Annotated in this window: 7 protein-coding genes and 1 CRISPR repeat array; of the genes, 2 read left to right on the forward strand and 5 right to left on the reverse strand. The window is 43.3% G+C overall.

What is annotated here, in order from left to right:
- Window positions 1–703 precede the first annotated feature (703 nt).
- A complete protein-coding gene (locus tag V7L01_RS30345; RefSeq protein WP_335041509.1) occupies window positions 704–1,759 on the forward strand; it encodes a DUF2278 family protein in 1,056 nt (351 codons plus the stop codon).
- Between the two features lie 37 nt (window positions 1,760–1,796).
- Here V7L01_RS30345 and V7L01_RS30350 read toward each other — a convergent pair whose 3' ends face one another.
- From V7L01_RS30350 to V7L01_RS30370, 5 genes are all read right to left on the reverse strand, one after another.
- On the reverse strand, window positions 1,797–2,492 hold the full coding sequence (locus V7L01_RS30350; RefSeq protein ID WP_335041511.1) for a DUF4142 domain-containing protein: 696 nt from the start codon (window positions 2,490–2,492) through the stop codon (window positions 1,797–1,799).
- 68 nt (window positions 2,493–2,560) lie between these two features.
- Window positions 2,561–4,774, reverse strand: coding sequence for a xanthine dehydrogenase family protein molybdopterin-binding subunit (locus V7L01_RS30355; protein WP_335041514.1), 2,214 nt, complete (start codon window positions 4,772–4,774; stop codon window positions 2,561–2,563).
- A complete protein-coding gene (locus V7L01_RS30360) occupies window positions 4,771–5,754 on the reverse strand; it encodes an FAD binding domain-containing protein (protein WP_335041516.1) in 984 nt (327 codons plus the stop codon). Before V7L01_RS30360 ends, V7L01_RS30355 begins: the two co-directional genes overlap by 4 nt.
- Complete coding sequence (locus V7L01_RS30365) at window positions 5,741–6,364, reverse strand: (2Fe-2S)-binding protein (protein WP_335041518.1); 624 nt, start codon at window positions 6,362–6,364, stop codon at window positions 5,741–5,743. Before V7L01_RS30365 ends, V7L01_RS30360 begins: the two co-directional genes overlap by 14 nt.
- A gap of 298 nt (window positions 6,365–6,662) precedes the next feature.
- Window positions 6,663–8,280: direct repeats of the CRISPR family, unit length 37 nt; unit sequence GTTTCAATCCCTAATAGGGATTTTGGTTAATTGCAAT.
- 726 nt (window positions 8,281–9,006) lie between these two features.
- The gene (locus tag V7L01_RS30370) at window positions 9,007–9,975 is read right to left on the reverse strand and encodes a phytanoyl-CoA dioxygenase family protein (RefSeq protein ID WP_335041521.1); all 969 of its coding nucleotides are present in this window, start codon (window positions 9,973–9,975) and stop codon (window positions 9,007–9,009) included.
- An 867-nt stretch (window positions 9,976–10,842) separates the two neighbouring features.
- Between V7L01_RS30370 and V7L01_RS30375 the strand changes: the two genes are divergently transcribed.
- Entirely contained in the window at window positions 10,843–13,086 is a 2,244-nt protein-coding gene (locus V7L01_RS30375; protein WP_335041523.1) for a glycoside hydrolase family 10 protein, read from the forward strand.
- Window positions 13,087–13,256: the final 170 nt, after the last annotated feature.

Here is a 13,256-nt window from a genome sequence, read left to right on the forward strand (position 1 = left end):
AGCCATTTGTAAGCAGATATTTTTATTTAATGAAAGAAAAATACAGCTGAGAGTAATGGTGGAAAATTTTCCGAATAAATCTAAGTAAAGAGGAGATTAAGATTTAATTAAACGCTGAATATTCTGGGAATTGGTTGTGGTTTAGTGTGACGAGCATAATCTGCTTTTAATGCTTATTTTCTCAAGATTGCAGCATTTTGGTTATAGCGATGCCTACGGCTGGCTACGCCTACGCAAAAGCGCCCAATTCTATAGTTAATCTCATCATTATTACTTGATCGGTATTGGTTAAAATCTATGCGATCGCCTCAATTTAGCCCAAGTGACATCATCAATATATAATATATATAGTCGCGCTACACATGAAGGCTAAAACGTGTAATTGACACATGCGATTATGGATTAAACGTAATTAGGCAAAACTACCTAATATGACATTAATAAATGCAGAAAATTAGTAATTATGTCATCCTAGAAAACGAGAGTTAATTTGGTGAGCATCTTTAGTTTTTAGTATTTACAGACATTTCTTTTAAATTTAAATCTCTATGTTGTATTGAGCAGTCAGCTCTATAGGTTTAAGCATATTTATAGAAAAACAATTTAAAAACAAAGATATCCTAACTCGTGAGAGTCTAACAAACCATAATCAGCCATATAAAAGAACCAGCCATAATAAGCCAACCTTTATAAGGAGTAACCTATGAAGAATTATGGTGTCTTGAAAGGAACAGCCGTCCAGTACAAGCGAGATAACGACGACGATCCTCACTCGGAACTCCTAATGAACATCCAAGGAGTTAGTTTTCGGATTGCAATCAACGTGCGATCGAGTCGCGGCCCTGTTCAGAAGAGGCTGATCGAATACTTGATTATACATGACATTAAGCATCCGATTGTTGACCGGGCGCGTGAACTGCCCGAAGGTTGGAATAACCTGAAAGATGGTGTAAACGATGGTGCCGCAATCGACTATATCCGCAGTAACATCTTCCGTGCGACGGACATGAAACCGATCGCACATTTTGCACCAGGCCCAAACAACGACCTATTCGAGCAGGTAGAGGATCTTCTCCAGCGTGCGATTAACGAGAATGGTGCTGTCGTGTACGCATTTGGCGAACGGTGGGGCCCTGAAGAAGACAAGAAAGACGAATACTTTGACTTTCTGCCTGGTAACGGAGTCCACTTGATTCATATGAACCAGGGTGGTGCTGGTGATGGGAATGGCACTTACCGTGATGGCGCTCTCATTATCGATTTTCCTAAATCGGGCACAGCATCAGCGCTGTTTCTGAAGTTCCAGAATCAAGTCTGGCACACTGATGAGCAAGACGCTAAACCAATCGATGATGCTCCAACGGTTCCTGTAGTCCCAATCCCAGACACCGGAACTATCGATCCTTGGCCCGTAGTCGCGTCGGATTCGCCGTATCACCTCGCACGCATCATTGCCGCGATGGTAAATCCTCGTGACGATGACCCCGGCCGCGAATTCGTGACGATTCTTAACACTTCTGACCAGACTTTAGACCTAACTAACTGGAAGATTCTCGACCAACAGGACAAGGCTGATACGATTTCTGGCTCGATTAAGCCAGGAGAAGCAACCCTCTTCCGACTCAGTGGAAGCGGAGCACAACTGTCGAATAAGGGGGGGACAATAACACTTATAGACTCCCAAGGACTGAAGGTTGATGGTGTTGCATACACCAAGGCTGCCGCGAAAACTGAGGGTAAGCCGATCGCCTTCTCGTGAGTTAACGACTGGCAACCCTAGCTTCGTTTAAAGTCCCTTACGGGGTGGTGGTTGGAGCTGGGGTGCTAGTTGAAGTTCCAGGATTAACAATGGCACGAACCTGTTGCAGGTGTTCTTCGAGGGTTGGCAGCGATTGAGCCGCAAATGCTTTCACATCTGCATCTTGTCCCTGTTGAGCTTCAGTTTGGAATGCGGAGACATCCTTTTCATGAGCTTGAAGCATCTGATTCAGATATTGGCGATCGAACTTAGCACCAGAAAGTTTGGATAAGCTTTGCTTTGCTTGCTGATTTTTGTTGCCAATACTAGTTGGCAGCGTCACACCTTTTTGAACTGCCAGCGATTTGAGTTGATTGTTTACCTGGGTATGATCTTCAACCATATGCTGTCCAAACTGTTTTACCGCATCGCTAACTCCACGTTGCGATGCCAGTTGTCCTAGTTGGACTTCTGCTAAACCATCTTGAGCGGCTTGAGTTATGAACTGTCTGTCTGAAGAACTGAGGTTATTTCGCCCTGATGGAGTTGCTGATGGAGTTGGGGATGGCGTTGGTGAGTCGGTTGGGGATGGAGTTGGTGAGTCGGTTGGGGATGGACTCTCAGTTCCTTGTACAGGAACAGCAGATGGAGCTTCAGATGTAGTTTGGTCATGGGGAGTAGTTGGTGTGCAACCAGTCGCCAGAGATAAGGCGATCGCTACTATACCAGTAGAGAAGATTTTGAAGTTGGACATAATTAATGTTCTCCTTGGATAAAGCTATATCTTGAAACGTTGAATGAAAACAAGCGCCAACGCTATCTCTACAAAAGTTTGTCTAGGGTAATTGGCAAATCGCGGATGCGTTTACCTGTGGCATGATAGACAGCGTTAGCGATCGCAGCAGCAGTGCCGGTAATGCCAATTTCGCCAATTCCTTTGACGCCAAGCGGGTTGATATGTGGATCGCGTTCATCGACAAACAACACCTGAATATCGGGAACGTCTGCATTCACTGGTACGTGATATTCAGCTAAATCATGGTTGACAACGCGTCCTAGATTCGGGTCTATTAACGTTTCTTCCATTAACGCCATGCCGATGCCATAAATAATCCCACCAATCAGTTGACTGTTGGCTGTTTTAGCATTGAGGATACGTCCAACCCCAAAAGTTCCCACCCAACGCGATACTCGCACTTCACCCAAATCAGGCTCAACGCGCACTTCCGCAAACTGCGCTCCAAATGAGTGCATTGAAAACTTCTTTTGTTCCTCTCCAGGCTTGGCATCTGCACGCGCTTCGAGCATTTTCATTCCGTGCCGTGCCAAAATTGCCTGATATGTTTCGGTTGCGGACGATTTATTTTTTAAGAAAAAGCTGCCATTTTCGGCAATTACATCCTCAGCCTTTGAACTATAAAGGGGCGATTCTCGATCGGCAAGTGCTAGTTGCAAAAGCTGACTGCGTGCTTGATTTCCCGCTAAATGCACGGCTGAACTCACACTGGCGGCGGTTTGCGAACCACCGGAAATGGGGGTTTTTGGCATCTTGGTATCGCCTAGTTCAAAGCGGACTTTGTTAACTGGTAAACCGAGTGCTTCAGCCGCAACTTGAGTCATGACAGTATAAGTTCCCGTGCCAATATCTTGGGAACCGCTCAGTACAACAGCTGTACCGTCTGCCATAATTTGAGCGATCGCTGATGCTGGAGAACGGTAGGTAGGATAAGTAGCTGTCGCCATACCCCAACCAATCAAATAATTACCGTCTCGCATCGAACGGGGCTTGGGATTGCGCTTTTGCCAGCCAAACTTTTCTGCCCCCAATTTGTAACACTCTCTCAGTGACTTGCTCGACCAAGGGAGTTTTTTACTAGGATCGACTTCAGCATAGTTACGCAGACGCAGTTCCACCGGATCGATGTTGAGCGCATAAGCCAGTTCGTCCATTGCCGATTCTAGGGCAAACGACCCAGAAGCTTCGCCTGGGGCCCGCATATAGGTTGGTGTTCCTTGATCGAGTTCAACCAGACGGTGGCTAGTTTCGATATTCGGGCTAGCGTAAAGCATCCGAGCGCTTTTACCAACAGGTTCGATAAATTCATCGAAAGTTGAAGTTTGAGAAGTGCCGGTGTGTCGCAAAGCAGTCAATTTGCCATCGCGGGTTGCACCAAGAGAAACCTGTTGAATTGTCTCTGGTCGAAAGCCGACAGGCCCATACATTTGTGTCCGTCCCAGAACTAATTTTACTGGGCGATTAACCTGCCGGGCTGCGATCGCTGCTAGCGGTACGTGCGACCAAGCCGACCCTTTGCAACCGAAGCCACCGCCCACAAAGTAAGACATAATGCGGACTTTCTCAGGCTCAATTCCCAATACCTCCGCAACTTTTTGTTGAGTCGAAAAAATTCCCTGAGTTGCGTCATACAGCAGCAGTTCATCGCCCTGCCAAACTGCTGTTGTGGCATGAGGCTCCATCGGATTGTGATTTTCTACTGGGGTGGTATAGGTTTGCTCGACGCGGACAGCCGCCGCCGCTAGTCCCTGGTTGATATTGCCATGCGTTAAATCGGGCGGTTCGTCTCCAGGGATTTTACCTTTAGGCAAGTATGCCTTAGCGAGATTGTCCCGCATATTAATGGTTGGCTTCTCTTCGTCATAGCGAACTTGCACGAGGGAGGCAGCATACATCGCTCGTTCCAAGGTATCGGCAACGACGACACCAATATGCTGACCGCTATACAGCACAATGTTATCTTGTAACATTTGCACCTTATGACCGCCGCCCTTTTCTCCAGAGGCTTTGGGCGCGTTGAGGTGGGTAATAACTGCTAATACACCCGGTACTTGCTCCGCCGCCTTTGTATCGATTTGGGCTATCTTACCTTTAGCGATCGCACTTTGAATTGTCACGCCATAAGTCATTTTGGCGATCGGAAACTCAGCCGCGTAGCGTGCGCCACCAGTCACCTTCAGGTATCCATCGACTCGATTTAGCGGTTTGCCGACAACTGTATTTGTATCCCCTGTATTCATGCTATCCCTCCCACCGTTGTCAGCGCCTTAACAATTGTGCGTTTAGCCAGTTCGACCTTAAAGCCGTTGTATTTTTGAGGTTTAGCTCCGGCCACAGCTGCGGAGGCTGCTGCTTGAAATGTTGCCTCGTTTGCGGGCTTGTTCAAAAGTGCTTGTTCAGCTTCGGAGGCACGCCAGGGCTTTGTTCCCACCCCACCCAGGCCAATGCGTGCCGAGCGAATGATGCCATTTTGAATATCTAATGCCGCCGCAACCGATACCACAGCAAAGGCATAAGAGGCGCGATCGCGGACTTTTAAATAATGCGATCGCTTCCCAAAGTTTAAAGCAGGTAAATCAACGGCAACAATTAACTCTCCGTGTTGTAAAACCGTCTCCTTTTCTGGCGTTTCACCAGGTAGAAGATGAAAATCTACAAGGGGAATACTGCGCTCTCCCCTCGGCCCGCGTGTTTGCACAACTGCATCGAGTGCCACCATTGCCACCGCCATATCAGAGGGATGGGTGGCAATACAGCGATCGCTTCCGCCAAGAATCGCGTGAATGCGGTTATAACCCTCCATTGCCGCACAACCTGAACCGGGAACCCGCTTGTTACAAGGCATCGAAGTGTCGCGGAAGTAGTAACACCGGGTACGTTGCAGCAAATTTCCGCCTACTGTTGCCATGTTTCGCAGTTGCGGCGATGCCCCAGACAGCAACGCCTCCGACAGTACAGGGTAACGCTCCTGAATTATCGGATTATATGCAACATCGCTATTGCGTGCCATTGCCCCAATCCGCACGCTGTTGCCCTGCACTTCCACTTGAGTTAGCGGTAGTGGGTTGATATCAACTAACTGTTTTGGCGTTTGGACATTCAGCTTCATCAAATCGATGAGACTAGTACCGCCAGCCAAGTACGAGGCTTGGGCATCTGGAGTAACCAACGCCACGGCATTATCCGCTTGTCCAACTTTCTTATAGCTAAACGGCTGCATCTTTTTTTCCCTCTAAGACATCGCGGACGGCAGCCACGATATTTGGATAAGCACCACAACGGCAGATATTCCCACTCATCAGTTCGCGAATGTCAGCATCTGACTTGGCGTGTCCCTCGTTTACCAAACCCACTGCCGAACAAATCTGTCCCGGTGTGCAGTAGCCGCACTGAAAAGCATCGTGGGCAACAAATGCAGCTTGCATCGGGTGCAGTTTGTTTCCTTGTTCCAGCCCTTCAATAGTTGTGATTTTTGCATCGGTGTGCATAACAGCAAATGTCAGGCAGGAATTAATTCGCTGCCCATCAACCAGCACTGTGCAAGCACCGCACTGACCATGATCGCAACCTTTTTTAGTACCAATTAGCCCTATATATTCTCGAAGTGCATCAAGTAAGGTAACACGGGGGTCAATCTGCAAATTATGTGCTGTTCCGTTCACTTGCAGCGTCACCTTCATAGTCTCAGGTGTCGAAGTTTCCTGCATTGAAGTACTTTTTTTAACTTTAGTTTCTGCTACAGTTTTCTTTCCAAAATTACCGATTGTAGCCGCTACTGTGCTGACAATCATCAATTGACCCAACCTGCGGCGTCTTAGGCCAAACTTCATCTGTTTACTCCGTTCTGTTTTTGTTAAGTAATAATATTGAGTAATTTTCTTGACTTCAATTCTTTAAATAAAACGACTCTTTCTTACAAGCCTGTTCCTAAAAATGACATTGCTAATAGAATACAATTTCATCTTGCTCTCGTCTCTCTATCAGAAGATTTATGCCATAAGTATCATCTGCGATCGCAGATTAAGCATTATTGGATTTCTTCAACCCTTAATCAGCTTTGTTTCCGGTCTAGTTCTTGGGGGTGTCAATTGCAAATTTTACATTCAGATAATGGAGCAATAAGCAAGAGTTTTAATACCTAATAGGGATTTTGGTTAATTGCAATCCACGATTTTTTCATAGAAGGGGAATTGGTTAGCCGTTTCAATCCCTAATAGGGATTTTGGTTAATTGCAATGTTACGGTCTTTATCGGGGAGTAATTGCGATCGCTGTTTCAATCCCTAATAGGGATTTTGGTTAATTGCAATTACATGTATATATGTTTCCTGAAGTGTCATTGTGGTTTCAATCCCTAATAGGGATTTTGGTTAATTGCAATATGTCTACGTTACCATCGGCATCTACGTTATCGGCGTTTCAATCCCTAATAGGGATTTTGGTTAATTGCAATCTCACCCCATTGACGCAGGGCATTACCAATCACAGCGTTTCAATCCCTAATAGGGATTTTGGTTAATTGCAATATTTTAAAAGCAAAAGTAGATATTGCTAAAGTACTGTTTCAATCCCTAATAGGGATTTTGGTTAATTGCAATTTGCATTTAGCGAGGAAGTAGCGCTTCTGTTTGGTTTCAATCCCTAATAGGGATTTTGGTTAATTGCAATCATACCCAGCTACTGCTGAATTATCGTAAAGTAATAGTGGGTTTCAATCCCTAATAGGGATTTTGGTTAATTGCAATAAGCAGCTATTTGATATTCAGCATCAATTATCTGAGTTTCAATCCCTAATAGGGATTTTGGTTAATTGCAATATTATCCCCAGAAGGGGAACTAGATATAGAAGCATCTGTTTCAATCCCTAATAGGGATTTTGGTTAATTGCAATTCAATCTTCCATAGCTTCTTACTAAAGGCAATTGCTCTGTTTCAATCCCTAATAGGGATTTTGGTTAATTGCAATGTTATCACAAAACTGTATGTAGGTGCATGAAGAGTTTCAATCCCTAATAGGGATTTTGGTTAATTGCAATGCTATCGTAATATGGCTAATAAAGGTGGGGTTTTGTTTCAATCCCTAATAGGGATTTTGGTTAATTGCAATTCCTCCCCAAGCTTCCAAGTCAATTTCCTGATTCGTTTCAATCCCTAATAGGGATTTTGGTTAATTGCAATCAAACCATTCTCACTTTTTCCCCAGAAGTTTTGGGTTTCAATCCCTAATAGGGATTTTGGTTAATTGCAATTCTTACTCAATACTGGATTCACTGTAATAGCCTGTTTCAATCCCTAATAGGGATTTTGGTTAATTGCAATGTCGTAAATTGGGGTACTGCCAAGCAGTTCTGCGTTTCAATCCCTAATAGGGATTTTGGTTAATTGCAATCTTACTGCTGGTACATCATCGCAGTAGTAGAAGGTGTTTCAATCCCTAATAGGGATTTTGGTTAATTGCAATCCACGAGAGCAAGTACACCTTTGTTTACTGCAAGGTTTCAATCCCTAATAGGGATTTTGGTTAATTGCAATTTTCGCCTGATGAACAAAGGTAAGTCAGACTTTGCGTTTCAATCCCTAATAGGGATTTTGGTTAATTGCAATTAATAAATCCAGTATCAGGGTGGACAGAGGAATACGTTTCAATCCCTAATAGGGATTTTGGTTAATTGCAATAGCATGGTACGCATTGATGAGGGAAACGTCTGGCGTTTCAATCCCTAATAGGGATTTTGGTTAATTGCAATGGCAAGCGTCTGGAAGCTTTGTATTATTTGGTTTTCAAGGTTCAATAGCGCGAATGCAGAAATTATAACACAACGGTTTGTAACTTGGCTAGATGTAAATCGCTGAAAACTAGTATCCATAAGGTGCGCGGATGGTTGAGAAATGCATTTGCTTTGAAGTGCTTACATATAAGGCAATACAGGCATTTTTTTCTGATTGTTATTTTGTACACCTACCCATCCGCGCATTTGGTAAAAAACTAGTCTGATTGCAAGTAGTTTATTTAAATAAGTTTAGCTCACACCCGGACTCCCTCTCGTTCACAGTCACTCTTCACTAAACTCGGTCAAACAATTCTTATACCCCCGCTATAACTGCACTAAATTACTGACGATATATCATTACGAGTGAAATAGAGTGGAACGTAGCAATCACTTCTGACTCTGCGATTACTTCATTTTGCGATCGCTGCGTTTCAAAGTAAGTAAAACTTTTTTAGAGGTTGTTTGAAAAGTGGTATGTTGTGATTTTAATCGAATTCTTACCCCCCTTAATCCCCTCGATATATTGGGGGGAAATAAGAAAATCCGGTTCCCTCACGCCACATGCTTCAAGTCGGGCGTTGCCCGCCCAACGCAGTGGCTCCCCTTTATAAGGGGAGGGTTAGGGTGGGGTAAAAATATTTGATACATCAATCATGACTTTTCAAACATCCTCTTAACCTTGAGATCGAAAAGTAGATTTTACTAAAATCTTTGCAACTTTGCTTTGTTCCTTTTCACAAACTCCAACAACTCATCTTCTTTTGATGATTGTTGAAGGCTCACAGGAGAATAATGGTAAATAGCTCTGCAAGCTATAGCTAGTCTAGTCTCAAAGTCGAGTACAGATGGAATGTCAATGAGTACATCATCCACTGGTGCGATATCACCTCGTTGACAGTAAACAGCATAGCTGACTCGTGGAAACTTAGCACGTTTGCTACTACGACTTCCCCAGTGAAAAATATATTGATTCCAAGATAAAAGTGCGCCTGGTGGAGTCGGTAAAGCCCGAATATCCTCTAAAGCAAATTGAGTTCCTCCTGTGTTTAAATCGTGAATGGCATTAGTATACTGAGGATCGCGATTAGCAGGAACTAAATACATACATGAGTTAACAGGTGTAGCATCTGTGATGCTTATCCAGAGAGTAAGGACGTTAGGCATACCATCTGAACCTATGGTATTTGAATACTCTGTATCGCGATGAGGTTCAAATCCTTTCCCAGTATCGAGCGCCTCTATGTAGTAGATCCAAAAATTGGGGATTAATTTGTAACCCGATCCTAAAATCCTTGTCAAAACTGAATCAAAATAAGCAAACCCTTCATAGAAAATATCGTAAACTAAAGCAAATATTGGGGGAAACCCTGCTTTTTTGACATTTTCTATACATTGAAGCATTTGTTGAATGGTAGCAGGAGGAATGACTGGAGGGGTTTGAAAATAACCTTCTTCCTGAAGTTGAAGCGCGTATTCATCTAAATAGCTAGGCTCTATTGTAGAATCCTTTGATTCCCATTGAAGGGCTTTGTCAGAAATTGTCAAATTGGGATTGAGATTACGCCAAAACTCAATATCTTCTGCTTTTGGAATCAAATTTTTCTCTAAAGAAAGAGACTTTTTGGGAATAGTATCAATATCTCTTCTTTGAACAGTAGTTGTATCTGTCATTTTGAAGAACTCCTAATTAATTTTTATCTGCGATGAATAATTGACTAAACCAAATATCTTTAAATCAACCGACATTTATATTTCGTTTGAGGGATGCAACTATCACCTGTGGAGTCAATTTGTCTAGATAGCTAAACTTTAGTTGTTGTACTAAATGTTCGTTCTCCTTTTTTGTTGTTTAGTTGCTATTTTTGGTTTTCAAAATTACCATCGTCAAGTTCATCAGATAGGCTTTAGCCTAAATGTTTTTATGATTAGCAAAAACAATCTTTAGGTATAAAACGAATCATTCTATAGCGTGTTGTAAAACTATAGCCAAAGGAGAGCAGGGCTACAGCCGCATAGCTCATTAGTTTATCTCAATCGCCAACAGTTAGCGATTGTAGCCAAAGTGGGATGAAGATAATGCGTATAAAGAATCAGAGCGCACTGTTGCTCAAATTAACCTCAGAGTATTGCGATCGCAGTTATAAAATGGATAGAGAAGCTGGAAAAGCTGAATTCCAGACAGTTTGAGAATATCTGCTGCCGATAGTAATGTAAGTTTTCAACCGCAGATATTACTGAAAACTATTGCAGTTGAAACCAATGCCCACATTTATCCTTCCCGATAATTCGCAAGTCAGCATCTGGGTGATTCTCTGCTAACTGCTTGAATGAGATAGCGATCGCACGATAATCTACGTAGTGTAGCCTTCTACTTTATAATCGCGATCTAACATTTGTAATATTTCAATTTGGCACTACTAACCTTATAACTGCGTCAACTATCTAGCAGCTAAATTACTGTATCAGTTTTTCTGGTGTAGCAATTTAACTATATTGAATGAAATATAACTAATTAACCTCATTTAGTAAGCAGAAGTAATGACAACTCAGTTTTGGGAAAAAATATTTAAGTTTGTGCGTACATGGATAAGCAAGCTACGCGTAGGGTTTCATAGAGAAGCGGTGACTCAAGTGATTCATCAAGGTTGGTGGTTTTTAAGAAAGCGTCTGCTGCCATTATTATGTCTGATATCATTCTTTGCAGTATTGCTACTCAACAGCTTTGCCCCAGCCGTTGCCCAACTACCTCCTCAACCTCGTCAGGAAATTCGGGGAGTGTGGCTAAGTGGGAACGATTTTAGCGTTTTTAGAAATCGCTCGCAGGTGCTTGCAGGTATGAGCCAACTGCGGCAGTTAAACTTTAATACTGTTTATCCCGTAGTCTGGAATGATGGTTATACGCAATACCCCAGCGCCATAATGCAAAAAATGGGGATACCCTTTTTCTTCAAGGGAACAGATGGACAAGATGTAATTGCAGACATTATCACTCAAGCCCGCAGAGAAGGGCTACTAGCAATACCCTGGTTTGAATTTGGTTTCATGGTTCCTCTAACTTCGGAACTCGCATCACAGCATCCAGATTGGCTAACACAACAGCGGGATGGGACTCAAACTTCAATTAGTGCTGCGGGTGAAGTGGCGTGGTTAAATCCCTTTCACCCCGAAGTGCAAAACTTTATCCGCGAACTCGTCATGGAAGTTATCGGGCAATACAATGCTGATGGCGTTCAATTTGACGACCACATGAGTTTACCTGTGGATTTTGGTTACGATAAGTACACAATTAGTCTATATACTCAAGAAACTGGCAATCCTCCTCCACCCAATCCCCAAGCCCAAGCATGGATAAAATGGCGAGCAGATAAAATTACTGCATTCATGGTAGACCTCTACCAAACTGTGAAAGCCAAAAAACCGAATGCCATCTTCTCAGTTGCTCCCAATTACTATGATTTCGCTTACAAGCTGCAACTGCAAGACTGGCTAAACTGGGTACGGTTGGGTATTGTCGATGAGTTGGTCATGCAGGTATACCGTAATGATTTAGCAAGTTTTATTGCTCAAATTACCCGCCCAGAAATTTTAGAAACCCAACAAATTATCCCAACTGGTATCGGTATTATAGCGGGGTTACGAAATCGCCCAGTTTCCATACCACAAATCAAATCCCAGGTAGAAGCAGTGCAACAACGCGGTTTAGGTATCGGCTTTTTCTACTACGAAAGCCTTTGGGATATTGCACCCGAACCAGCAGCGCAACGCCAGTCAGCATTTGCGGCTCTTTTTCCAAACCCCATGTTGCGCGACATCTCTCAAAATACACCCCGCAAGGCAACTTTTAATACCGTATCTTTACCTTTATATCCAAAACCTTCCCTCGGACAACGCGTTCGCGGCTATTTTTTGGAAGTAGCGATCGCAAATGGTCAACCAAAACGTATTTTATTAGATACAGGGTCAGCAGGGCTAAGAGTTCCCAAAGAGTTTTTAGGTAATTCTCCGATCCAAAGAACAGGTCAAAATATCAAGGAAGTTTTAAGCGATGGTACTATCCTGGAAGGAGAATTAGTTTATACGAATGTCCGGTTTGGTTTGATTCCCACCGCAGAACCTGTTCCCGTACAGATTGTTACTAGTCGCCAATGTACTGCCCAAAAACCGAAATGTTCCGCAAATAGTGGTGTGCCATTTTCTGGGATTGTCGGTGTCAACTATTTTGAAAAATCACTTCCCTATAACCCGTTGAGAAAATTACCAGGCAATCTGAGTAACGGATTTATTGTGATGGGAAATGGTGGTAGTAACAAGAATGGCAGCCTAATTCTCGGTTTAACTGTTGAAAATCAAGCTGGTTTCAAAATGGCTTCTTGGAGTCAACAACCCGAAATTAATGGTGTTCCCGGTAATAGATGGGACTCTCGACTGGACAAAGTTTGTTTAACTCTTGCTGGGAGTTCTGCTAAAAACTCTTGTAATAGCAGAATGATTGCTGATACTGCAACTATTAATGGTTTGACTGAATTCAAGTCAGCTTCTACAGCAGGTAAACTCAAACCAGGAGGATTAGGTTCAGCAAATGCTGTGAAAGTAGCAATGAATGGCATTTTTGATTACAGTCTGCGGCCAGGAACCCGCGACGGATTTAATCGCTGGAATTTGAGCATCTCCCCACAGGCAGAACTGACTATATTGGTAAACCCTGGAATCGCATTTTTTGATAAATACGATGTACTGTTTGACCAAGTTAATGGAAAACAGGGTTTTCGCAGTCGGCGGTAAGAGAAAAGTAAAGGCTTGCTCACTCAGATGGCGTTCAATTAACCATCTGTGAGTTAGGGCTATTTCATTCTATACATAAACCGCCCAGAACTAAAGTTCTAGGCTAATAGCTAAAGTCCGTTAAAACGGACTAGAACCTTTTCTCAGTCATCTTTAGATGACTTTCGCTA

The organism is Nostoc sp. (assembly GCF_036917095.1).
Lineage (GTDB): Bacteria > Cyanobacteriota > Cyanobacteriia > Cyanobacteriales > Nostocaceae > Nostoc.

Bases quoted from the DNA above. Each gene is read 5' to 3' on its own strand.
- V7L01_RS30345 (WP_335041509.1), top strand. From the start codon at position 704: ATGAAGAATTATGGTGTCTTGAAAGGAACAGCCGTCCAGTACAAGCGA.
- V7L01_RS30350 (WP_335041511.1), bottom strand. From the start codon at position 2,492: ATGTCCAACTTCAAAATCTTCTCTACTGGTATAGTAGCGATCGCCTTA.
- V7L01_RS30355 (WP_335041514.1), bottom strand. From the start codon at position 4,774: ATGAATACAGGGGATACAAATACAGTTGTCGGCAAACCGCTAAATCGA.
- V7L01_RS30360 (WP_335041516.1), bottom strand. From the start codon at position 5,754: ATGCAGCCGTTTAGCTATAAGAAAGTTGGACAAGCGGATAATGCCGTG.
- V7L01_RS30365 (WP_335041518.1), bottom strand. From the start codon at position 6,364: ATGAAGTTTGGCCTAAGACGCCGCAGGTTGGGTCAATTGATGATTGTC.
- V7L01_RS30370 (WP_335041521.1), bottom strand. From the start codon at position 9,975: ATGACAGATACAACTACTGTTCAAAGAAGAGATATTGATACTATTCCC.
- V7L01_RS30375 (WP_335041523.1), top strand. From the start codon at position 10,843: ATGACAACTCAGTTTTGGGAAAAAATATTTAAGTTTGTGCGTACATGG.